This window comes from Actinomyces marseillensis (assembly GCF_900155605.1).
GTDB classification, from domain to species: domain Bacteria; phylum Actinomycetota; class Actinomycetes; order Actinomycetales; family Actinomycetaceae; genus Pauljensenia; species Pauljensenia marseillensis.
The window spans coordinates 845371-868119 of sequence record NZ_LT707420.1 but is presented as its reverse complement, the minus strand read 5'-3'; the positions used below and the strand labels follow the sequence as shown (position 1 = coordinate 868119).

The window sequence follows — 22749 nt, the reverse complement described above, 5'->3', positions numbered from 1 at the left end:
AGGTTTCTCTTCTACCTTGAATTTCAGCAAGAATAGTGTGCATGTCCTCCATTACGCCCCTCCTGTCCTCCCCCGGCCGCGAGCTGCTTGCCCAATGGGAACGCGAGGGTGCGTTTCGTTCTCTCTCCCCCATGGATCTTGCGCTCGCAATACGCTCCCAAGTCGCAGACCCGGAAGTCGCCTCGGCAGTTGCTTCCCAACTGCAGCTGCGCACCCAAGCGGAGAAGAAGTTCGGCTCTCTTGCTCGCACGCTTTTGTGGACGCGCGATGGCTATGAGCAAGCAACCCGCTGGGTGGTCGCCCGCCTGCACGCGCAACGTTTCCTTGATTCAGGGGCACACCACATCGGCGACCTCGGGTGCGGAATCGGAGCGGATTCCTTTGCTTTCGCCCGTGCGGGAATGCGCGTGACATCCTTCGACATCAACGACGAGGCCCTTGCCACAGCGGGTGCGAACCTTTCTGCTTTCCCATCGTGCCGCGTTGAAAAAAGAGACGTGACGACGCTTCACGGCGAGAACTTTCACACCTATGGTTTTGACGCTCTTTTCGCCGATCCCGCGAGGCGCACGGGCAAGCAGGGCGGGTCGAAGCGCATTACTTCCCCCGAGGATTGGTCACCTTCCCTAGACCACGTGCTGGCTTGGGGGGATTCCATCCCCCGCCTCGGCGTCAAGGTGGCCCCTGGGATCCCCTACAACTTAATCCCCGAGTACTTCCATGCGCAGTGGACCAGCGTCGATGGAGACCTTCTCGAGGCCGCGCTGTGGGCGCCTGAGCTTGCACCAGAAGGGGCGGGGCGATCGGCAAGCGTCATCACTGCTGATCAGGTCCACACTCTCATCGATCCACAGACGCAGGCGGCAAATTCGCAGCCTCGCCAAGCCGAGTGCGGCCCGCTGGACAGTTATATCTTTGAGCCAGATTCTGCGGTGATCCGCTCAGGGACAATCGCCTGTCTTGCAGAGCAGATGGGGGCTCACCTTGTCAGTGAATCGATTGCATACCTGAGTGGTCCCACCCTGCACCAGACACCTTTCGCCAGTGCTTTCGAAGTGATCGATCACGTGAATCTGCGCGTCAAGAACATTCAGCAGGTACTGCGTGCGCTTAACGTCGGGCGCGTCGAAATTAAGAAACGCGGGGCTGACATTCAGCCAGATGCCTTAAGAAAATCCCTGAAACTCAAGGGAGACGCCGAAGCCGTCATCATTGCAACGCGCATCGGCGGCGCCCACCGGGCAATTATTGCCCGGAGAATCAGTGACGGGGAAGCATAGAAGTCTGCGTCAGCGGCATCCCAGAATCAGGAGAGAAATCCCAGTCTGAAGGTGCAACGCCCGCGCGGACCAATTCCGATCCCATCGCCGCGATCTGCGCGCCGTTATCCGTGCAGAACCGCAAGGGAGGCATACGGACACTCAGTCCCGCGTCCTCGGCACGCTGAACAATCAGGGAACGCAAGCGCGAGTTAGCGGAGAACCCGCCACCCACGACGATGGTGTCGCAACCATGATCCAGTGCGGCGCGTACCGCCTTTGAGGTCAGGGAATCATTCACAGCTTCCGAGAAACCGGCACAAATATCCTCGGCGGGAAGGGCTTCTCCGCGTTCCTTAAGGCCTTCTACGTAGCGCGCGACAGCAGTCTTGAGCCCGGAGAAGGAGAAGTTGTACTTGTGACGCTCCTGGTCTTTCCCGGCTGCCAAACCACGCGGGAAACGGATCGCAGTCGGGTCGCCCTTTTGCGAGAGACGGTCAACGTGGGGGCCACCCGGATAGGGAAGATCCAGCAGACGACCTACCTTATCGAAGGCTTCACCGGCAGCATCGTCAAGGGTCCCGCCGAGTTCACGGACATCGGTCGCGATGTCGTTAATGAGAAGCAGGTTCGAGTGTCCGCCCGAGACCACCAAACCGATGAAACGCTCTGCGAGGGGGCCATCGGCGAGTTTGTCGACGGCGAGGTGGCCGATAACGTGATTGACCCCGTACAGCGGCTTTCCAATTGACGAGGCCAGCGCTTTGGCTGCGCAAATACCGACGGTGAGTGAGCCGACGAGACCCGGACCGGCAGCAACCGCGACTGCGTCCACCTCGTCAAGAGTGACCCCTGCTTCTTCGAGGGCACTGTCCAAGGTCGGAATGAAGGATTCCAGGTGTGCACGCGAGGCAATTTCAGGGATGATGCCGCCGTAGCGGGCGTACTGATCCATGGAGGTCGCGGTCCGATCAACTAGAAGATCACAGCCACGCACCAAGGCGACACCTGTCTCATCGCAGGTGGATTCAATTCCCAATACCAAGGGGTCTTTTTCACTCACCCGGCCATTTTAGTCCGGCGGCTCATGATGCGCATACGCCGCAAAAGGGATGGGGACGATCCCGAAGGATCGTCCCCAAACCAGTGAGTATTGAAAGACTCAGACGCCCTTGAGAGCTGCCTTTCCAAGCTGACGGTTCAGCGTGGAGATCACGTCGAGCGGGATCTGCTTGGGGCAGACCGCTGCACACTCACCGATGTTCGTGCAGGAACCGAATCCTTCTTCGTCCATCTGATTGAGCATGCTGACAACGCGACGGTAGTTCTCGGGCTTGCCCTGCGGAAGCAGGTGCAGGTGAGTGACCTTCGCCGAGGTGAAGAGCATTGCCGAGGCGTTCGGGCAGGCCGCCACGCAGGCGCCACAGCCGATGCAGGCAGCGGCTTCGAAAGCGCGATCTGCGTCCTGCTTGGGAATCGGAGTGCCGTTCGCATCCGGAGCTGCTCCCGTGTTCACCGAGATGTAGCCACCGGCCTGGACGATTCGGTCCAGAGCGCTGCGGTTAACAACCAGGTCCTTGATGATCGGGAATGCTTCTGCGCGCCAGGGCTCGATGGTGATGACATCACCATCGTGGAAGGTACGCATGTGCAACTGGCAGGTCGTGGTGACCTCGGGGCCGTGGGCAATGCCGTTGATGACAATACCGCACTGGCCACAGATACCTTCACGGCAGTCCGAATCAAATGCGATCGGTTCTTCTCCGCGGGCAAAGAGCTCTTCGTTCAACACGTCGAGCATTTCCAGGAACGAGGATTCCTCAGAGATGCCGCGGACTTGGTATTCGTGCATGGCACCCGGATCCTCGGGTCCGTTTTGGCGCCAAATCTTCAGTGTCAGGTTCACTTGTAACTCCGCTGCTTCAGCTCGATGTTGTTGTAGATCAAGGCTTCCTTGTGGAGGATCGGAGGCTGGTCCTCGCCACCCCACTGCCATGCTGCAACATAGAGGTACTTGTCATCGTGACGGAGGGCTTCACCTTCCGGTGTCTGCGACTCCGCACGGAAGTGGCCACCGCAGGATTCCTCACGGTGCAGGGCATCGATGCACATGAGCTCGCCCAGCTCCATGAAGTCCGCAACGCGGCCGGCCTTTTCCAGGGACTGGTTAAGCTCGCCGATGGACTTGCCCGGAACACGAACATCACGCCAGTAGTCAGCGCGAAGCTTGCGGATCATCTCGATGGCCTTCTTCAGGCCTTCCTCGCGACGCTCCATACCGCAGTATTCCCACATGATCTGGCCCAGTTCCTTGTGGAAAGAATCCACCGAACGCGAACCGTTGACCGACATGAGCTTATCGATGCGCTCCTGAGCGGAGTTCAGTGCCTCGACGACATCCGGGGACTGAGCATCCAGCTTCGGCAGGTTGAAGCAGTGTGCCAAGTAGTCGTTGATGGTGTTCGGAAGAACGAAGTAACCATCAGACAGACCCTGCATCAGTGCCGATGCGCCCAGGCGGTTGGCGCCGTGATCGGAGAAGTTTGCTTCACCAGCGACGTACAGGCCGGGCAGGTTGGATTCCAGGTCGTAGTCAACCCATAGACCACCCATCGTGTAGTGAACGGCCGGGTAGATACGCATGGGCACTTCGTAGGGGTTATCGCCCGTGATGCGCTCGTACATATCGAAGAGGTTGCCGTACTTGGCGGAAACTGCAGCCTTACCCATGCGCTGGATGGCCTCGGAGAAGTCGAGGTACACGCCGCGTGCAACACCATCGATCTTCGGGCCAACGCCGCGTCCCTCATCGCACATGTTCTTTGCCTGGCGGCTTGCGATATCACGGGGAACGAGGTTACCGAAGGAGGGGTAGATGCGCTCCAAGTAGTAGTCGCGATCTTCTTCGGGAATGTCGCGAGGATCCTTTTCGCAGTCCTCGGCCTTCTTGGGAACCCAAATACGACCGTCGTTACGCAGGGACTCGGACATCAGCGTCAGCTTGGACTGCTGGTCGCCGTGCTGCGGGATGCAGGTCGGGTGAATCTGGGTGAAGCAGGGGTTCGCGAAGTATGCGCCCTTGCGGTATGCACGCCAGATTGCGGTGGCGTTGCAGCCCATCGCGTTCGTCGAGAGGAAGAAGACGTTTCCGTAACCGCCGGTTGCCAGAACGACCGCATCAGCGATGTGGGTTTCGAGCTTGCCGGTGGCCATGTCGCGCGCAACAATACCGCGAGCGCGACCGTCGGAAACGATGAGTTCCACCATCTCGTGGCGAGAGTGCTCGGTCACGGTGCCGGCGGCAACCTGACGCTCCAGTGCCTGGTAGGCACCGATGAGCAACTGCTGACCTGTCTGGCCGCGTGCGTAGAACGTACGCGAGACCTGGACACCACCGAAGGAACGGTTGTCCAGCAGGCCGCCGTATTCACGTGCGAAGGGGACGCCCTGCGCCACGCACTGGTCAATGATGCTGGCGCTGACTTCAGCGAGGCGGTACACGTTGGTTTCACGTGCACGGTAGTCGCCGCCCTTGACGGTGTCGTAAAAGAGTCGGTAAACGGAGTCGTTATCGTTGCGGTAGTTCTTCGCAGCGTTGATACCACCCTGCGCTGCAATGGAGTGCGCGCGGCGGGCGGAGTCCTGGTAGAAGAAGACGTCGATGTTGTAGCCCATCTCGCCCAGCGATGCGGCGGCTGCACCACCGGCAAGACCGGTGCCGACGATGATGACGTGGAGCTTACGACGGTTGGCGGGGTTCACCAGAGCCGCGTTGAACTTACGCTGTTCCCAGGCCTGAGCCAAGGGAACATCCATGGGGGCCTTGGAGTCGGCGATCTCTTCGCCTTCGCGGTACAGCCCGTGAATCAAAGTATCAGTCATGTCTCAATGTCCTTGTCAGGAGATGTAACCGGCAACGATCGCCAGAGGAGGAAGCGCGAACATCAGGAAGATCAGGGCTCCGACCAAGCCGGAAACGATCTCCATGAACTTACGAGTTCCACCGCGGACCCATCCCAGCGACTGGAATGCTGACCAGAAGCCGTGGGAGACGTGAAGCGCTGCAAGACCGACGAAGATCAGGTAGACAACAACCATCAGCGGGCTGTGGAAGGTTGCAACCATGCGCTCGTAAGGAGTGGAGTCTGCAGTGAAACCGGTGCGAACCGTTCCCGTCGTGAAGTGCAGGATGTGGAAGACAATGAGGAAGAAGAGCAGGACGCCGGTCATGCGCATTGTGCGTGCGGCGTAAGCATCTGCCGCACTGCGCTTAACGACGTATGCACTGCGACGTGCACGGCGCGAACGCTTCCAGGTCACGGCAGCTGCCCAGATGTGGATGACCAGCATCAGGACCATTGCACCGCGGAACACCCAGATGAATCCGCCGTGGGGGAAGATCGGCACAAAGGCTTCTTCTTTCAGCCAGTGTGCATAGTGGTCGTAGGCGTCTTGTCCCAAGAACATCTTGAGATTGCCATAGGAATGGAAGAGCAGGAAGAGCACGAACACAATGCCGGAAATCGCCATCAGCTGTTTGACGAAAACCGTCGTGGTCCATGCGCGACGCTTCTTTGTTGCGACTGTTTGTGAGGCCATGAGATAAGCCTATGCTGAGGAAGCGTCACTTCGATGGGACCGGCGGCCCTCTTAGGAAAAAACCGCCTCCCGCGTCAACGAAGTATTCCGGAAAACCTGAGGTTTTGAGGGACAAAGCGCACGAATTAGTCAGGAAAAAGACTCATCACAGATTCGACAAAATCGCCCTAAAATCCCGCCATTAAGGCAACATCCTTTTTCGTATTTTATTCATCGGACAATGAGCCGCATATTCAGGGCATCTTCACGCGGGTTGCGGAAGTAGGCTTTTGTCCGACCAACGACCTCAAAACCAGAATGCTCATAGAGAGAAATCGCAGCAGCATTGGACTCGCGAACCTCGAGGAAAACCCGTTCACTCCCCCAGCGACGGGCGACATCGATCAGAGCATCCATCAAAACGCGACCCAGTCCACGGCCTCGAAAATCGGGCAAAACACCCATGGTCATCACATCTGCGTCGATCCCCAGTGCGATTCCCGCATACCCGCATAAAATCGGCGCCGCTACCGCATCATCATTCACGCAGACACCGAAATACACGCTGCGACCCGAGCTCAGCTCTTGAGCGATCATCCCGGTCGTCCACGGGTCTTCGGGAAAAATCTCCTGCTCGAGAGTGACAAGAGCCTGCCGGTCCTCAATTCCGAGGACAAGAAGCTGCCCCCCAGAGGCCTCGGCTCTCTCGCGAGCAATAGATTCAAGCGAGGTCACATGCGCTCCGGGGCCTGGCCGTGAATATCGGGACGACGCAGGTAGAGGGGTTCGGTTCCTAAACGCTCTTCCTCCCCGCGAGCCAAGCGAGTGCGAACAATACGAACCATAACCGCGGGATCAAGCGGGAGCACCGGCCCCATCTCAGCACCAGCCAATACATCGGCACTGTGAGAAGGAATGGGAGCATCCGAGACTAAAAGCCCGGATTGCTCGCGAAGAGCTCCCCCGAGAGCGCGTGCAAATCCGACTTCGAGCTGGCCGATGAGGCGCACGTCATCGGGGCCTTCAGCCACGAAATGACCCCAGTACAATTCCTTTCGTCTAGCGTCGGTGAGGGCGTAGACATGGGTATCGGGCGAGAGATGATCAAGAGCAAGTCGCGCAATAGCATCGAGACTGCAGACCCCGTACACAGGAATGCCTGCAGCTTTGGCAAAGACCCGCGCCGACACCAGGCCTGCACGCAAACCTGTGAAGGGAGCCGGTCCCGTTCCTACGCAGACGGCGTCTAATCCCGCATGCGAGGCGTCAGCGGGAAGACCAGCGTCCTCGAGGGCCTCCAGCACGCAGGGGGTGATGGACTCGGCGTGGTGACGTCCTGACTCATTACGAGAAGCGCCGATCACTTGCCCATCGCGAACGATGGAGACAGCGGTTGCCCCGGAGGTATCAATACACAATTCGGTCATAAGTCGATCCTATTCCACGCTGGTTTTCAGCTCAGGAGCAAGCTCGTCGAAAACCCCATCCCAGCGGCTCGAATAGGGAGTAAATGTAATAATTCGCTGCCCATCATCCATGCTTTCCAGGTCAACGACGCCACCGTCTAGTGAGGCCTCCCCGCCTTCTTCACGTCGCACCTCGATCTCGAGGCGGGAATCACTCATCGCTTCCGTCTTGCCTTCGCCCCACTCAACGACCGTGACCGCCTGGTCGATGGTTGAGTCCAAGTCCAGGGTTTCAAGATCGTCCAGGTCGCGGATCCTGTAGGCATCGGCGTGGATCAGGTCCGGACCGCCGACCAGTGAGGGGTGGACGCGCGCAACGATGAAGGTCGGCGAAGCGACGGTTCCGCGTACGCCGAGCCCACGCCCGATCCCCTGCGTCAGAGTCGTTTTTCCCGCTCCCAAGCCGCCTCGGAGCATGATGAGATCTCCGGCGCGCAGGTGATGCGCAAGTTCTTCGCCCAAGTGTCGAGTCTGGTCAGCATCACTCACGCGATAGCTGAAGTGGATAGTGCTGTTCTCGGTCATCGTTCCTCTTCGTACTGATAGTTGCGGGGGATGCGCTCACCTAAACGCGTAACAATCTCGTAGTTGATGGTTCCCGCGTGAAGCGCCCACTTGTCAGCCGATGGGCATCCCTTTTCGGGATCGCCGAAAAGAAACGCTCGGTCGCCCACGTGGGCAGGCGGGCGCCCGCTGGCAGAGGTCGCCGTCCCCTCCTCGCCTTCGGCTGGACCAAGGTCAATCATGAATTGGTCCATACACACTCGCCCGACAATCTGCGTTGGGAATAATCCCCGCTCAGTTTCGACGACGACCGGCGCCCCGTTTGAGGATGCCCGCAAAATCCCATCACCGTAGCCCAGCGGCACCAGCCCGATCCACCTGCGCGTCGGCGCCTGCCAGGTTCCTCCGTACGAGGCCGGGGTTCCTTCCTCGATGACCTTCACTGAGGTCAGTGGCGCGCTGAGTGTCATTGCGGCCTCGACTCCCAGTTGACGTGCGCTTTTGACGGAGGGGTCAGGAGAGAGACCGTACATCCCGATTCCCGCGCGGACCATGTCGTAGTGGGTCTCGGGATGCCATAAGATTCCCGAGGTCGCGGCAAGGTGGCGGATTTGCGGACGCACACCTGCCTGGGCAAGAATTCGCAGTCCTTCTTCGAAGATCTTGACATGAGAGCGCGTTGATTCTTCGCCCGAGGGACTGGGGTCATCGGCACGCGACATGTGGCTCCAAGCACCCACGACTTCAATGAGTCCCTGATCCTGCGCTCCGCGAAGAGCCTGCGCTAATTCGGGAAGGTCAGCAAGAGTCGAACCTGCACGCGACATTCCTGTATCGATCTTGACGTGCACTCGGGCGGGCCTGCCCAGCGCCCGTGCGGCCGCGCACATCTCATCGAGCACCCACGTCCACGAGACTGACAGGTCAATATCTGCCTCGATCGCCGTGGAAAAGTCAGTGCCCGTCGAAGAAATCCACGCGAAAATCGGTGCATCCTTGCGCGCAATACCGGCCTCGTCAAGACCTGCACGAAGTTCCAGCGCCTCGGCCAGCTGTGCAACGCCCAACCACTGTGCTCCCGCCTTCAACGAAGCAAGAGCGACGGGAATCAGGCCGTGTCCATAGGCATTAGCTTTAACGATTGCCATTTGAATAGTCGTCGGCGAAGCGGCACGCAAGACAGCTAAGTTTCGCGCAATAGCGGAGAGATTTACTGAGGCTACAGACGGATAGCCTCGTCCAACTTCGGAAAGTTCCACTCCCCCAGTATCGCACCCTCGTCTATCAGGAACACAGCGGCCCTACGATATCTGGAACTTTGCGGGCAATATCGATGGCTTGGATGGGGCGGAAACACGCGTCCTCACCCATGCTGGCCTTCGCCCCTGCCCGCGAATGAACCCAGACTCCCGCTCCCGCGCACTCGCCGCACTCGGCCTCGGAAATGGTCGTACCCGGACTGCGGCGTTCCACGCGGGCTTGGTGCGCGGCCAAGGTTCCCGCGACAACCCCGGCGAGTACGTCTCCGCTTCCGGCGACTCCTGCCCACGGAGTTTCCTGGGGGATTTCGACGGCGGTGATGCGGCGCTGCCCCTGGCTATACTCCGAAAAAACACACAGTGTGCGCGCACTCTTAAGAACAACAACCGCGTCCGTTAGTTCCACCAGCGCTCGTGCCGCTCCAAGAGGATCAGCATCGACCTTCGCGCGCGTCGTCTCTTCCCCAAGTTGGGAAAGCAGGCGCGCGGCCTCGCCGTGGTGCGGGGTGAGGATTGTGCGCGACAAGTTTCTACCGCGCTCCTTCCCATAAGCCACGAGGCCTGCGACCTCGTCGAGTGCACCGGCATCGATCACCAGTGGGAGCTTGGAATCGATACAAAAACGGGCGAGTTCCACGCAGTCCTCGCGCCTGTCAGTATCGCAACCAGGACCGACGAGGCCCGCTTGAATCCTTCCACCGACGGTGACGACACCGGGAACATGCGCCAGCACCAAGTCTTCTACCCTGCGCGGGGCGTTCAAACGCACCATCCCCACACCGGTCTGCGCGGCGGCGAAAGAAGCAAGAAGCCCGGCCCCGGGATAGGTATCAGAGCCCGCGACTACTCCAACAACGCCTCGGCGATACTTATCGTCGCTGGGGCCAGGAGTGCGAAAGTAGGCGCGTGCTTGTTCCTGAGAGAAGGCAAGAGTGTCCGGTGTCATGAGCGTATTCTTTCACGCCCGGCGCCAACCTCAGCTGAAGGAACGAGCAACGCCCACCATGATGACGCCGATAACCATGATGACAACGCCAATGATGGTCCAGCGCATCTCACGACGCGTGCGCGTCTCGTGGAGGATCACAATTCCACCGAAAGTCTGAATAATGACGCCCATCTGCGACAGAGGGAAAGCAACCGCGACGCCAAGGAGCGAAGAGGACACTTGGGTCAGAAGAATCGCGGCTCCCCACATCATGCCGGGGATCAATTGGCGAAGAGTGAGCAGGCTCCAGCGATTGTCTTCCTTGCCAAGTTGAGGCGAAAGCGCAGGAATCGTTGCGATGAGACCTACAAGGAAGTAACCGACCGATTGAGGAAGGATCACGGAGCGGCCATCCAAACCAAAGCCTTGAACAATCAGCAGGTAGGCGACAAGGCAGGAGGTTGACACAACCAGAAGAATTGTCCCGCGCTTCCAATCAACGTTTTCTTCGGCAGCTTTCTCTGTTTTTTCAGTCTTGGAGATGAAGACCACGCCCAAGGTGAGAAGCGCAATAGAGCTCAGTGCAAAGACAAGTGCAAGACCATGGTTCATCTCACCGAAGAGAATGATCCCACCCAGGCACATGAAGATAATCTGGCCGGCAGTCGTCAGCGGCATAGTGCGTGAAACACCGAGCACCTTCAGGCAGAGAATTTGGAGATACTGCCCGAATCCAAGGATCAAGCCTGAGAGGAAGGAAATGAGCAGGGTCTTGGTTGTCCAATGAACATCAATGAAGGGGGTTGCCAGAGCTGAGAAGAGGAAGGCACCTCCCAAAGTTCCCAGTGTCTTTTGGCGATCATCGCCGCCTTGAGCGACAAGGACGATGGACATAAAGCCAAGGAAAAGGGCCGGAAGCAGAGCGACGAAGTAGTCGATCACCGCATACTCGCTTTCTGGTGCGTCAATTAGTGCAACCAAGGAATGTTGTTTTCAGACTAGTGGACAATCAAGCAAATACAAGGGGAGAGATCCCCTTCTGGCCTGCGCGATAGATAACAATTTGGCGCACACCTAGCCCTAAATCGTGTGCGCGGCACAGCAAATTGCGACAATGAAGACCGTGAGTGAAATCAGCAACACCGAAGAATCGCCCTTCGACTTTTTCTCCCGCGACCAGTGGGATCGCCTCGCCGATAGGTCGCCTCTTCCACTCACTCATACTGACCTTTCGCGTTTGGCATCCCTTGGCGATCCCATCGATATTGCCGAAGTCGACGCGATCTACCGACCGCTGACTGCACTGCTGCAGCTCTACGTTGAGGGACACCGACGCGTTGAGCGTGAACGCTCTCATTTCCTCACGCGCTCTCACCGGGCTCCCGTCCCCTTCATCATCGGAATTGGAGGCTCGGTCGCGGTTGGAAAATCTACTGTCGCCCGCCTCTTACGTTTTCTCTTGTCCCGATGGGAAAAGACCCCGCGAGTTGATCTGATCACGACAGATGGTTTCCTTTTCCCCAATGCGGTACTCCGTTCCAAAGGCCTGCTTGGGCGAAAAGGTTTTCCCGAGTCCTATGATCGCCCAGCGCTCATTTCCTTCCTCTCAGCAGTGAAATCAGGGATGCGCAATGTTCAGGCTCCCGTCTATTCGCATGTCGTGTACGACATCGTCGAAGGCGAGAGCGTCGTCGTAGACTGCCCAGACATTCTCATTGTTGAAGGGCTCAATGTCCTTCAACCTCCCAAATGGGGACCTGGCGTCATGCCGATCGCGGTCTCAGACTTTTTCGACTTCAGCATCTACGTGGATGCAGACGCCGAGCACATCCAGCAGTGGTACGTGGATCGTTTCCTCACCCTGCGCCAGACCGCGTTCACCCGCGAGGATTCTTTCTTCCGCACCTACGCTTCCTTAACGGATGCTCAGGCCGAGGCTACGGCTCGCTCGATTTGGGAGGAAATCAACCTCCCAAACCTCTTGGAGAACATTGCCCCAACCCGCGAGCGCGCAACGATGATTTTCACCAAGGGCGCGGATCACCGTGTCGAGTCACTGCGGCTTAGAAGATGAGTTCCACTCCCAGCGCATAGCGCAGATCGGTCTGCGGAATCACGAGGCGTGATGCGCCTTCACGCGCTTCGACGATGACCTTTTCCTCGCTTCCAAGGATCCGGGCACTGCGCACCTTCCCAGGGACCTCGAGCCACGTCGATGCAAGACCGACGGGCGCGAAGGTTGCGTCCTCAAGCGAGGGTTCCGCGGCCTCGGCGCCAGATGGTGCCGGGGGCATCCCGAAAAGGAAGACGCGAGCCTCACTGTCCTTTGGGTGGGTCGCGTACCAAGACCAGCCCTCTTGCGCGCGTACCGAGGTGATCGGTGTCCACGGACGGGTTGCGTAGATCCCTTCGCCGTTGATACGCAAGAAATCGCCGAGCTGTTCGAGGCCGCGCTGAATCCACGTGGACATGCCTCCGCGCGCGTCGGGACCGATCCCAATGAGGTAGTTCCCGCCTCGCGACACGATCGCCAATAGGTTGGAGATGATGTGACGCATGGGCTTGATTGGCTCGTCGGGACGCATCGAGCACCAGCCGCGAGTCATGGTGATGCATGATTCCCAGGGGTAACGTCGAATATCGTCCGGAATTTCCTGCTCGGGGGTTCGATAGTTTTCGTTCGCCCCGTGGACTTCTCGGTCAACGACCAAGATATCGGGCTGAAGACGGCGTGCATTTTCAGCGATCTCGTCGATATCAATGGGTTCATCAGGTTCTCGAACCCAACCGGCATCGAGCCATAGCACGTTGATACGCCCGTAATTGCGCAAGAGTTCGTCGATTTGATTGTGGGTGTAGCGGACGAAGGAATCCCACTTTGCGCGGTGTTTCTCGATATCGAAGTTGTGGTAGCGGTCAGTGATGGTGCGGGCACGATCCCAATATCCCGGGTGGTTCCAATCGGCCTTGGAGAAATAGACGCCTGTTTCCATGCCACGTTCGCGGAACGCATCGAAAATTTCACGAACGATGTCGCGACCAAGACCGGATTCTTCACTGGTCGACTTAAAGTTCGAGAAGTCCGTGTCGTACATGGCGTAGCCGTCATGATGCTTAGTCGTAAAGACGACGTAGCGCATTCCGGCATCGGCGCACGCGGCGGCCCATTCCTTGGCGTTAAAGTCCTCCCCCGTAAAGGAGCGAGCTTGGTCGCAGTACCACGAGTGGTACTCCTCGTCGGTCCCCTTCCACTCCTCGGGTGGGTCAGTAAAGCCGCCCAAACGCTGGCGATGCAGGGACCAGGAGCCATCTTGGCCAATGTGAGAGAAGATCCCCCAGTGGATGATGACACCGACCTTGTGGTCCCTCCACTGCTCAAGCGCTGCGACGGTGCGCGGGTTCGTTGGCCAGATGTACCCGGGATCGGGGTATTGACGCAGCGCACCCGCAGCTTCTAGTGCATCGGGAGCAAAATCTTCGCTCAGTTCGTCGCTCATTGGTGTGTGCCTCTATCGGTCTAGAACTTCAATCCGCCGTCTTCGATTCCACGGAAGAAGTACTTCTGCGAGAAGGCGAAGACTACGACAACAGGAACCAGTGCAACGACCGCTCCTGCCAAGACCAATTGATAAGTCGTTCCCTGAGCGGAATTTTGAATGGCTGTCAGTTCCAACATCAAGGTGTGCTTGTCGTTGTCGACCAGCATGAGGAGCGGGAAGAGGAAATCAGACCAGGCGCCGATGAAGGAGGTCAGTCCAACGACCGTGAGAGTTCCGCGAACCTGAGGAAGGAAGATTCTCCAAAAACGCGCCCATTCGCCCGCCCCGTCAATCAGTGCGGCATCTTCAATTTCTTCGGGGATCCCAAGGAAAGCTGCGCGCATCATAAGGATCTGGAAGGGGCCAATCATGGCGACCATCCACACGCTGGTCAGTGTCTTGTACGTGCCGATGGACACCATCATCGAGTACAAGGACAGCATGATCGATTCGAAGGGGAAGATCATCGCCGAGAGGACGACGAAGTACATGATGTTGCGACCGGTCCATCCCCGCCGCGAGAGCATGTATCCACCCAAGCAGGACAAGATGATATTTGAAATGACCGTCAGCGTTGCAACGATGACCGAGTTCCCAATCGCACGCAGGATCGCGGTTTGCTTAAACAGTGTCGTGAAGGCTGCAAGAGACCAGGTCTGCGGGAAGATCGTGGCACCTTGGCCGAAAACCGACTCCCCCGGAGCTTTGAATGCCGCGAGGAGAGGAAGTAGAAGCGGTCCCACCATGAGGATCGCGACGACGACCAGCGTGATGTAACGCAGGACAAGGCGAGAGCCTTTGAGCTGACGCGATGCGACATTGCGCGATTGATGCTCAAGCTTGCGAGCTTTGCGCCAGCTCGCGAACTTTGACGAGGCCTCGGCGGGGCTGGTGGAGGAAACTGCGGTGCTCATTGATCTTCAGCCTTCCTCTGGAGCTTCTGGGAGGCAATGATGAATCCGAAAGTGATGAGGAAGAGGCAGACCGAGGCCGCATCGCCCTTACCTAAAGACCCGTATGTCGGATCGGTCCAGTCTCGGATGTACATGGTCAAGGTCTTTGTCGGAGAGGCACTTCCACCAAGGAGGTAGACCTCGGTAAAGATCTTGAGGCATCCAATGGTTGTGAGTGTCGCGACCAAGAACATCATGACTTTGACGCCCGGAACAGTGACCGTGAAGAAACGACGGACACTGCCCGCACCGTCAAGCTCGGCGGCTTCGTAGAGGGATTTATCGACGTTCGCAAGAGCGGACAAGTAGAGAATCATGTAGTAGGGCAAGCCCTGCCACAAGGTAATGAGCATTGCGCAAAAGAGGATGAGCCATTGGTTCGAGAGGAATGGGACCGTATCCATTCCCCACGAAGTCAAGAGGTTGTTTACTGGTCCTCTTTCATTAAGCAGGTAGCGCCAGGCCAAGGAAATCACGACGAGCGAGGAAACCGCAGGCAGGTAGTAAAGCGCGCGGAAAAATCCGATGCCCGGAACATAAGACTTGACTAGGAGGGCAAGGAGAAGAGGGAGAAGCACCATCAGAGGGACAACGCAGACCGCGTAGATCAGCGAGTTACGAAGAGATCCCCAGAATTCCGGATCGTTCAGCACGTAGGTATAGTTTTCGACCCCGATGAAGGGACCAATTTTTCGCAGCGGTTTTGTTTTTGTAAAAGAGACGAAAACCGTTGTGATGAAGGGATAGATGTAGAAAGTAATAATTGCCAAGACCGGGAGTGTAATCCAGATCCACGGCATCCATCCCGGGCGGAAACGCGCGGCCCCATTAAGAGATCGGCTTGGGGCACGTCCTGTACGCGACGACATTGTCAGGTCCTTCGGTGCTGCTCAAGGGGTTTGCCGGGGCGAAACCGTAGTGTTTCGCCCCGGCAAGGGGTAGATCATTCGCCCAGAGCCTTGAGCTTCTTGTTCATCTGATCTTGTGCAGTCTTCAGAGCGGTCTTCGGGTCAACCTCTCCGCGGATTGCCTTATTCACATTCTCAACCAGGCTGTCCTGAACAGCCCCGGTGGTGTAGAAGACGTCGGTGTAGGCCTCGGCGTCCTTTGCAGCCTTTGCAGCTTCTTCGTAGGCAGCCTTGAAGACCGGGTCGTTAGCGATCTCCGGCGGGTTGGCAACGAGCTTGTCAAGAGCGCTTGTTGCTGCCGGGAAGATGATCGCACCACCGTCGTGGGTCCATGCGTATTCGTTCTCAGCGTTGGTGATCCACTCGGCGAACTTCATTGCCAGAGGAGCGTTCTTGGTCGAGACGGACACGCCGATGTACTGGCCTTCGAAGACCGGCTTGATTCCGGGGTTGGTCGGGAAGGGGCCGACACCGGTGTTGTTGTAGACGGTCGCGTTGTTTGCCTTGACGGACTTGAGGAAGGAGGCGTTCGGGGTACCGAATGCCAGGTTTCCATCCGCGTATGCCTTGCCCGGATCAGGTTCGCCGGTCAGCGAGTCCTTCGGGATTGCACCGCTCTTGTAGAGCTCAGCGAGGCGGGTCACGTACTTGATGGCCTGCTCATTGTCAGCAAAGTTGAACTCGGTCTTGTCAGCGTTCATCAGGCTGACACCCATTCCGTGCAGCTGGGCGGTCATGTACCACTGCGGGGAGCCGTAGATACCGTAGTCACCCTTACCGTCAGCGCCGACCTTTGCGGCGTAGTCAAACATCTCTTCCATGGTCTTGGGAGAGGTGTTTTCATCCAAGCCTGCGCGCTTGAAAACTTCCTTGTTGTAGGTGGTGATGTAGGGGCCGAAGTACCACGGGAGTGCGGTGTGGTGCTTGTTTGCACCCAGCTCGGTCGAGTCCCAAATGGTCTTGACGAACTTGTCACCAATACCGGGAGCCTTCACGTCAAAATCCATGAGGAGGTTGGACTTTGACAGGGCCAGGATGGTGGAGGAAGGAACGTTCACAACGTCTGCCATCTGGCAGTTGGTTGCCTGAGCAGTGATGGTCTGGTCGAATTCGGCGCCGCCTGCCTGATCAGTCCACTTGATTTTGACACCGGGGTTAGCGTCCTCAAATTCCTTGATCTTCTTGGTGAAGAAGTCGCCGAAGTCGGTCTTGAGGCCCTGGGTCTGGAAGGTGATTTCGCCTTCGACCTTTGAGGTGTCGATCTTCGAATCATCGAGATTCGTTGCGGGAATATCACAGGAAACATCGGGCTTGGGGATTGAACCTGATGCGGATCCACCGCTTGCAGAACTTGAGGAAGAGTCGCTGCTGCCGTTCGAGCAGGCGCTCAATCCTAGAGTGCTCACCATGGCCAGTGCGACGACGCCAGCGGCCATCTTTTTCTTCAACATGCGAAACCTCCATTGGTTCGTGTCGTAGATCGATATGAATACCGAATCACTAACTATCTCGTGTTAGTTGATAAGCCTAGGCTACCGTTGAGAACCTAGCTTTACGTTGCGTAGCGGACAATTGTTATAGATCCGTTACACAAACGATGAATTCGATGGTCAGCGGATTCATCCGTGCACCAAATTCGGGGCGCGCATCAGGGCCACACGAGCGAGTCCCGATACCATCTTGAATGGCATCAAGCCAAACAAAAGTCCGATTCGAATCCGGCAAATCTTCCCAGTGACCCGCCAGGGCAAGCTCTCGCTCATTCCACGGCGAGGCACTCCACCCCACCTCACTTCGAGGAACGATCGTGAGCGCACGACCTTCCCCTCGCAGCTCGAGGACCTTCAGTCCCGGTCGGTGCCCACCTTCTTGAGGCTTGACGCCCACATCCCATAGATCTTCAAGCTCAGCGCACCCAAACCCATCTGGATGAGCGCCGGGCATATCCGTATAAGCAATATCTGTCTCCCCCACCCACGAGGCCGTCCACCCCGTTCCCGGGATGCACAGACGAACCCCCGTGCGAGGGATGCGCTCTGGCCAGTGCCCATAGGGAGTCATTTCGACCTTGACGACGAGGCAACTTCCCGGCAGCGCAGCACCCGCAGATGCGCCTGCGGCTTTTCCGTCTACGGGAGTAAAACTCCAACGAGCCTCAAGCCCAAACTGCGCGGCTGGCGGCGCCCAGCGTTCAATTAGCACCCGCGTTCCGCTCTCACGGGCGCCTCCATGCCATGTTCGGCGCAGGAGATGCAAACGTGCCATTTCCCATCGTTGAGCGTGGGAGACTCCCCATTGCCCGGTCCCTGTTCCCAGTGGACCCAGAGCATCAGAGGAAATCCCCCAATAGTCGACGGGACCGCGACCGCGATCATTGTCCGTTGGCGCACGGTAAACGCTGATCTCTGCCATGATCGGAAGCCCGCCCACGGACTCCATGCGCCCACGAGCATCAAACACGGCGCCGCACTCGACCTCGTCAGAGGAAAGCAGGGAAGAGGCCGACGAAGCCAAAGCACGCAAGCGCTCCTCGGCCTCGCCACCCGATTTCTGCGAGCGCTCACGAAGGATCGGCGCATCAGGTGCGAGCGCGCGAATCCATGCCCAGGTCCCCGCATAGGGACGTGAAAGCGCATCAACCAAGCCATCGCAGACGAAATTTCCGTCGTGCACGTCCTCTCCGAAATCGCCGCCGTAGGCAAGAGCACGACGCCCATCAGGAAGGGTGCGCCACAGCGCATGGTCACGCCACTCCCACACAAAGCCTCCAGCGTGACGAGGATGGCTCATTTGCTCGGCATAAGCGGCAGCTCCACCGGGGCCGGTTCCCATCGCATGAAGGTACTCGCACATGATGTAGGGAGCACTGCGAATACGTTCTTTCGCAGCGTCATCCACAGTCGCACTTGCATGGCTTGGGACAGCAACAGGGGCATGTAGATCCGTGTCTTCAAGCACCGCAGCAACTTCTTCAAGCGTCGGATACATCCGCGAGTAGATATCGACGTACTCCATGGCGTGGTCGCCTTCGTAATGGACGATCCCGCGTCCGTGGGTGCGTGCGTGGAGCCAACGCGCGCCCCCTGCCAAGTTACGTCCCGTTCCAGATTCGTTCCCCAGGCTCCAGCAGAAAATGCTGGCATGATTCTTGTCGCGCTCAAAGGCGCGTTCGGTGCGGTCAAGGTAGGAGGCTTCCCACCGCGGATCATCGGAGGGGTTATCGATCCAGGTACGGTCCCCCTCGAAACCGTGGGTTTCGATATCTCCCTCGAGCATGACCCACAGTCCAATTTCATCGGCCAGATCAAGAAGGTGCGGGTGAGGCGGATAATGAGAGCTTCGGATCGCGTTGATTCCCATCGATTTCATCAGTTCAAGATCGGTTCGCGCGAATTCTTCGCTGAATACTCGCCCTTCGTCGGCGCGAATTTCATGGCGATTGACACCATTAAGCGTCAGGGGATGCCCATTGGCGTGCAGAACACCATCAACGATTTCGACCCTTCGGAAGCCGAGGCGCAGGTGGCGCTCTTCCGTCAGGCGGCCTCCCTCCCCCACCGCTTGCACGCGCGCGGCGTAAAGTTTCGGGGATTGCGGGCTCCACGGCTGGACAGTTCCGAGGCCGATGTTTTCGCTCCGGTAGCGACCATCCTCCCCTCGCGCGAGCGTCAGCGTTGATGCCCCGAGGCCTTCGATGTCCAGATTCGCTTCAAGAGTTTCACTTTGCGCTCCCCGCACTCTTAGCTCAAGGGTTGCAAATCCTTGCCCAGCCTCGTAATCGGTGTTGATCCACAGATCTTCGATTGAAAAAGCGGGGAGATAGCGGAGCGAAACTGAACGAAACACGCCTGGAAGCCACCACTGATCCTGATCCTCAAGGTAGGAGCCAGCACTGAACTGATGGACGCGAAGAGTAACTGTATTTTCACCGGGGACAAGTACCTCGGTGATGTCGAATTCATGCGCAAGACGTGAGCCGCGGGCCATTCCGATCCATTGGCCATTCACCCAGACAATGATCTGGGATTCAACGCCCTCGAAGCGCAGGCGGATCTGGCCTCCCGAGGAAAGCCACGACTCTGGACAGATGAAATGCCGCGAATAGTCGCCGACAGGATTATCTTCCGGAGGAAAGGGCGGATCCACGGGGAATGGAAAATCAACATTGGTATAGGCGGGGGCACCCCAACGACCTTCTCCCCTCAACACCCAATGGCTGGGCACGTCAATAGTCTCTTTCTCAGGGACAAGAGGTTGCTCAAAGGCCACTTCGGGATTGATATCGGGGTTTGGATCGCTGCGGTGATAGTCGAAAAACCACGTTCCATCCAGACTCAACTCACCCGGGTCATCAGCGAAATATGCACGCGGTAACACGAGTTTTCCTCTTCCCGGTGCATATGAGGGCGTAGTCTTCATCATGAGCCTTTCAGGTAAGTCAACATCGACGCCTTGTAGCACACCTAGACTAACACGTTATAGTTGTTATATTCACACAGATTCGATGGGCCCAGCACCAAGGGAGATGAAATGGATCGAGCCACTCGGGCAGACGTCGCTCGTGCAGCGGGCGTCGCTCCCTCAACCGTATCGCTCGTGCTCAATGGTCGCGGGCCAGAAGTCAAGATTGCACCAGCGACGATCCAGCGTGTTCAAGATGCTGCACGCGAACTCAACTACATCCCCAACGCAGCCGCCCGGTCGCTGCGCCGCGGCAAGTCCCACCTCATCGCCCTCCTTATGGCCGAGCTGCCGGACGATCCCTTCGTGCCCGTCGTCCACACGGTCCTCACGACCGCAATGATCGACATTCAGCGCCACGGCTACCTACTCCTCCCCCTGTTCCAGTCGGGCGACGGAGCCTCGGACGCCGAGGTCATCCGCGGGGTCCTGGGCGACACACAACTGGCCGGCATCATCCGCGAGACCACGTCGGCCGAGGCCTTCACCTCGCGCCTGCTCGCCAACCTCGGCATCCCCGTCGTCGCCATGTCGATGATCGAGGCCAACCCGACCGGATCAGAGTCCTCCCTCATTCGCATCGACGAGGGTGCCGGCGTGCGCGACGTTCTCTCTGACTGCGCGCTCGTAGATCCGGCAACCGGCACGGGTCAGGGGCATGCCGTCTTCCTGGCTGGCCCGAACACGAATCACGCGCGCCAGAACCCGATCGCGAGCGCGTTCGGCACGAAGTTCACCCTCTACTCACTGCCCGACTGGGAACCCACCACGGCCTACCAGGCCGCGCTGCGCCTCCTCGACGAGGACCCCTCAATCTCTCTGATCGCCCTGGCCGACGACTCGCAGACCCCCGGCGTCTTCCAGGCTGCCGCAGACCTGGATCTGTCCGTACCCGGCGACCTGTCGATCCTCGGCTTCGGCAATCAGGACCACCGCAGCGCCTCCGCACTCGGCCTCACGACGGTCGAGTGGCCCCTCAAGGACATGACCGAGGCTGCCGTCTCCTCGATCATCAACGTGATCGAGGGGCGCTCCCCCATGACCGACATTCACCCGCAGGCATCCATCGACGAGGAGGCCCCGGACGGCACCCCAATCGCGACGATCCCGACGCGCCCGGTGTGGCGCTCATCGGTTGCCAGGCGCGCATAGGAGACGCACTCCCTCACCGCGCCGGCAGTCGCGAGCTTATTCCCCCCACCCGCCCAGACACACGTACCCATTGCTGACACGGTCCCACCGGAAACACCACAAATACTGACAGGGAAACTATGATGGGGGCATTCCAACCTGCGCAGGAGAGTGCCATGAGCGACAACGAGCTAACGACCACCCCACACGACGTCCAGTTCACCGTCGCGACGCGTGACAGCCAGCCGACCCAAGGGCTCATCGCCGTCACCGGGCGCACGCGTGATGCCCTCATCGCGAGCCTGACGAACAGCCTCGCCACGACTGGCAAGTACACTCCCGACGCCCGGGCTGTCTCTCCGCAGATCCTCGGCTTAACAGCATCGACGGCGACCGCTGTCGCCTCCACTGCAGCATCCGCAGCAATCGCCCCGACCCTCTTCATGGCCACAGCCAACCCCGCAACGCTCATGCAGCTCGGCTCCGGCGTCGGTTCCGCCGTCATGGGAGCAGGCGGCATCGTCGCCCAGGCACCCTTCATTCCCGTCGCCGCCTCAATGCCCGTCGTCGTCCCACTCGCACTGATGGGGGTCGTTAACACAGCCGTGACCATGCGCCAGTTTCAGGCAGTCAACGCCAAGCTGGACACCCTCGCAAACACTCTCACCAACCTCCTCGTGCGCGCGGACATCACCCAGATCGCCGGACTCATCGCCGCTTCGAAAACCTTGGGCGACATCACCGAGGAATACGGCGAGCTCGGGCACTTTACCCCGTCCATGACCGCCCGTTTCGCGGTGGCCGAACAAGCCCTCGAGGCCGTCGCTCGACGCCAAGAGTTGCTCCTCCTATCCGCGGAAAATCGCGCTCTCGATACCGGGACACCCATCGAGGATGTCATCCGCGACATCAACGCAGCTGGGCTGGCATACATTACCGAGGTCCAGGTGCACGCCCTGTACGTGGCGCTCGCCCTGCAGGAAAGCCCAGCACTGGTCACCAAACGCACGCAGCAGCTGACGGACTGCATCACTCGCACCAACGACAGATGGAGCGAGCTCAAAAACCTGTCGGAAAGAGTCAAAGACAGGATCGCTTCCCTTGAGGAGTCCGATCACAAGAAGTCGTGGGGCGAATGGGGCAAGGAACGCATCTCGGGCCCGACTCACGATTTCTTTGCTTTGAAAGAGCGCCGAGAGAAGATCCTCGAAAACGAAAAGGCCCTCATCGATGAACACGGGTCGAAGCTGGAGGCCTTCAAGGACCTCTCGCAGAGCCTGTGCGAGCAGCAGGAATCGCGCGCGACGCTGGTCTACTGGCGCGACGATGCGGGCGAGCATTCGTTCCTCACCGAGCAGCTGAGCATCGACCCCGCCCGTTAAACACCCATAGGCAGTTCACCTCTGCACGCGCCCGCTCGGTGCCGACACAGCACCGAGCGCCGATTTCGCATGCCCGCAGGCCCGGTAGATGTCGGAGGACGGAGGCCGTACGTGGATCGCATCGCGCACCTTCAACCCGGCGCACTACGTCTACCAGTGCATGACGATCCTGCCCGACGGAACCCTCGGCCTGCTATGGGAGCGCGGGATGCAGGGGCTGTACTTCACCCGCATCCCGCTTGAGTGGATCGAGGCCGCGAAGATCTGACGGTTCATCCCACGCTGACACGAGGCCGCCTGCCGCTCTCTCCACACAAGGAGGACGGCAGGCGGCCTCGCAAGCCGAGGACATATAACGTGTAGGGCGGGCACCGGTGGGTG

At 58.7% G+C, this 22749-nt stretch carries 19 protein-coding genes and 1 pseudogene; 5 read left to right on the top strand and 15 right to left on the bottom strand.

Going from position 1 to position 22749, the window contains the following annotated elements:
* The first annotated feature begins 41 nt into the window (after window positions 1-41).
* Window positions 42-1280: a THUMP-like domain-containing protein gene (locus tag BQ8011_RS03725; RefSeq protein ID WP_072457433.1), complete on the top strand. Its 1239-nt coding sequence runs from the start codon at window positions 42-44 to the stop codon at window positions 1278-1280.
* On the opposite strand, the gene tsaD is transcribed toward BQ8011_RS03725, so the two are convergent.
* The 10 genes from tsaD to BQ8011_RS03675 all read right to left on the bottom strand — a co-directional run bounded on the left by tsaD (window position 1261) and on the right by BQ8011_RS03675 (window position 10975).
* On the bottom strand, window positions 1261-2322 hold the full coding sequence (gene tsaD, locus BQ8011_RS03720; RefSeq protein WP_072457431.1) for a tRNA (adenosine(37)-N6)-threonylcarbamoyltransferase complex transferase subunit TsaD: 1062 nt from the start codon (window positions 2320-2322) through the stop codon (window positions 1261-1263). The genes BQ8011_RS03725 and tsaD overlap by 20 nt on opposite strands.
* Window positions 2323-2421: 99 nt before the next feature.
* A complete protein-coding gene (locus tag BQ8011_RS03715; protein WP_072457429.1) occupies window positions 2422-3165 on the bottom strand; it encodes a succinate dehydrogenase/fumarate reductase iron-sulfur subunit in 744 nt (247 codons plus the stop codon).
* On the bottom strand, window positions 3162-5141 hold the full coding sequence (locus BQ8011_RS03710) for a fumarate reductase/succinate dehydrogenase flavoprotein subunit (protein ID WP_034501370.1): 1980 nt from the start codon (window positions 5139-5141) through the stop codon (window positions 3162-3164). Before BQ8011_RS03710 ends, BQ8011_RS03715 begins: the two co-directional genes overlap by 4 nt.
* Window positions 5142-5156: 15 nt before the next feature.
* The gene (locus tag BQ8011_RS03705) at window positions 5157-5858 is read right to left on the bottom strand and encodes a succinate dehydrogenase cytochrome b subunit (RefSeq protein WP_072457427.1); all 702 of its coding nucleotides are present in this window, start codon (window positions 5856-5858) and stop codon (window positions 5157-5159) included.
* Window positions 5859-6068: 210 nt separating this feature from the next.
* Complete coding sequence (rimI, locus tag BQ8011_RS03700; protein WP_072457425.1) at window positions 6069-6572, bottom strand: ribosomal protein S18-alanine N-acetyltransferase; 504 nt, start codon at window positions 6570-6572, stop codon at window positions 6069-6071.
* Window positions 6569-7264 carry a tRNA (adenosine(37)-N6)-threonylcarbamoyltransferase complex dimerization subunit type 1 TsaB gene (gene tsaB, locus BQ8011_RS03695; RefSeq protein ID WP_072457423.1) on the bottom strand — a complete coding sequence of 232 codons (696 nt, stop codon included), beginning with the start codon at window positions 7262-7264 and terminating at the stop codon, window positions 6569-6571. The genes rimI and tsaB overlap by 4 nt, the downstream gene beginning before the upstream one ends.
* 9 nt (window positions 7265-7273) lie before the next feature.
* Window positions 7274-7828: a tRNA (adenosine(37)-N6)-threonylcarbamoyltransferase complex ATPase subunit type 1 TsaE gene (tsaE, locus tag BQ8011_RS03690; protein ID WP_072457421.1), complete on the bottom strand. Its 555-nt coding sequence runs from the start codon at window positions 7826-7828 to the stop codon at window positions 7274-7276.
* Window positions 7825-9066 (bottom strand): alanine racemase, encoded by a 1242-nt coding sequence (alr, locus tag BQ8011_RS03685; RefSeq protein ID WP_072457419.1) that lies wholly within the window; start codon window positions 9064-9066, stop codon window positions 7825-7827. Before alr ends, tsaE begins: the two co-directional genes overlap by 4 nt.
* A 25-nt stretch (window positions 9067-9091) precedes the next feature.
* Complete coding sequence (locus BQ8011_RS03680; protein WP_072457417.1) at window positions 9092-10012, bottom strand: ADP-dependent NAD(P)H-hydrate dehydratase; 921 nt, start codon at window positions 10010-10012, stop codon at window positions 9092-9094.
* 30 nt (window positions 10013-10042) lie between these two features.
* Window positions 10043-10975, bottom strand: coding sequence for a GRP family sugar transporter (locus BQ8011_RS03675; RefSeq protein WP_231945367.1), 933 nt, complete (start codon window positions 10973-10975; stop codon window positions 10043-10045).
* Between the two features lie 133 nt (window positions 10976-11108).
* Here BQ8011_RS03675 and coaA point away from each other — a divergent pair, with 133 nt between their 5' ends.
* Window positions 11109-12068, top strand: coding sequence for a type I pantothenate kinase (gene coaA / locus BQ8011_RS03670; protein ID WP_173656068.1), 960 nt, complete (start codon window positions 11109-11111; stop codon window positions 12066-12068).
* Here coaA and BQ8011_RS03665 read toward each other — a convergent pair.
* The 5 genes from BQ8011_RS03665 to BQ8011_RS03645 all read right to left on the bottom strand — a co-directional run bounded on the left by BQ8011_RS03665 (window position 12058) and on the right by BQ8011_RS03645 (window position 19771).
* On the bottom strand, window positions 12058-13491 hold the full coding sequence (locus BQ8011_RS03665) for an alpha-L-fucosidase (protein WP_072457411.1): 1434 nt from the start codon (window positions 13489-13491) through the stop codon (window positions 12058-12060). The genes coaA and BQ8011_RS03665 overlap by 11 nt on opposite strands.
* A 20-nt stretch (window positions 13492-13511) precedes the next feature.
* Window positions 13512-14447: a carbohydrate ABC transporter permease gene (locus BQ8011_RS03660; RefSeq protein ID WP_072457410.1), complete on the bottom strand. Its 936-nt coding sequence runs from the start codon at window positions 14445-14447 to the stop codon at window positions 13512-13514.
* On the bottom strand, window positions 14444-15355 hold the full coding sequence (locus BQ8011_RS03655) for a carbohydrate ABC transporter permease (protein ID WP_072457408.1): 912 nt from the start codon (window positions 15353-15355) through the stop codon (window positions 14444-14446). The genes BQ8011_RS03660 and BQ8011_RS03655 overlap by 4 nt, the downstream gene beginning before the upstream one ends.
* 74 nt (window positions 15356-15429) lie before the next feature.
* The gene (locus tag BQ8011_RS03650; protein ID WP_072457406.1) at window positions 15430-16845 is read right to left on the bottom strand and encodes an extracellular solute-binding protein; all 1416 of its coding nucleotides are present in this window, start codon (window positions 16843-16845) and stop codon (window positions 15430-15432) included.
* 124 nt (window positions 16846-16969) lie between these two features.
* Window positions 16970-19771 carry a glycoside hydrolase family 2 TIM barrel-domain containing protein gene (locus BQ8011_RS03645; RefSeq protein WP_456047817.1) on the bottom strand — a complete coding sequence of 934 codons (2802 nt, stop codon included), beginning with the start codon at window positions 19769-19771 and terminating at the stop codon, window positions 16970-16972.
* 153 nt (window positions 19772-19924) lie between these two features.
* On the opposite strand from BQ8011_RS03645, the gene BQ8011_RS03640 reads away from it, so the two are divergent.
* From BQ8011_RS03640 to BQ8011_RS03630, 3 genes and pseudogenes are all read left to right on the top strand, one after another.
* Window positions 19925-21007, top strand: a complete 1083-nt coding sequence (locus BQ8011_RS03640; RefSeq protein WP_072457402.1) for a LacI family DNA-binding transcriptional regulator — start codon at window positions 19925-19927, stop codon at window positions 21005-21007.
* A gap of 155 nt (window positions 21008-21162) precedes the next feature.
* Window positions 21163-22368 carry a hypothetical protein gene (locus BQ8011_RS03635; RefSeq protein ID WP_072457400.1) on the top strand — a complete coding sequence of 402 codons (1206 nt, stop codon included), beginning with the start codon at window positions 21163-21165 and terminating at the stop codon, window positions 22366-22368.
* 88 nt (window positions 22369-22456) lie between these two features.
* Window positions 22457-22636: pseudogene (locus tag BQ8011_RS03630) on the top strand (hypothetical protein); the annotation flags it as partial.
* Window positions 22637-22749 lie beyond the last annotated feature (113 nt).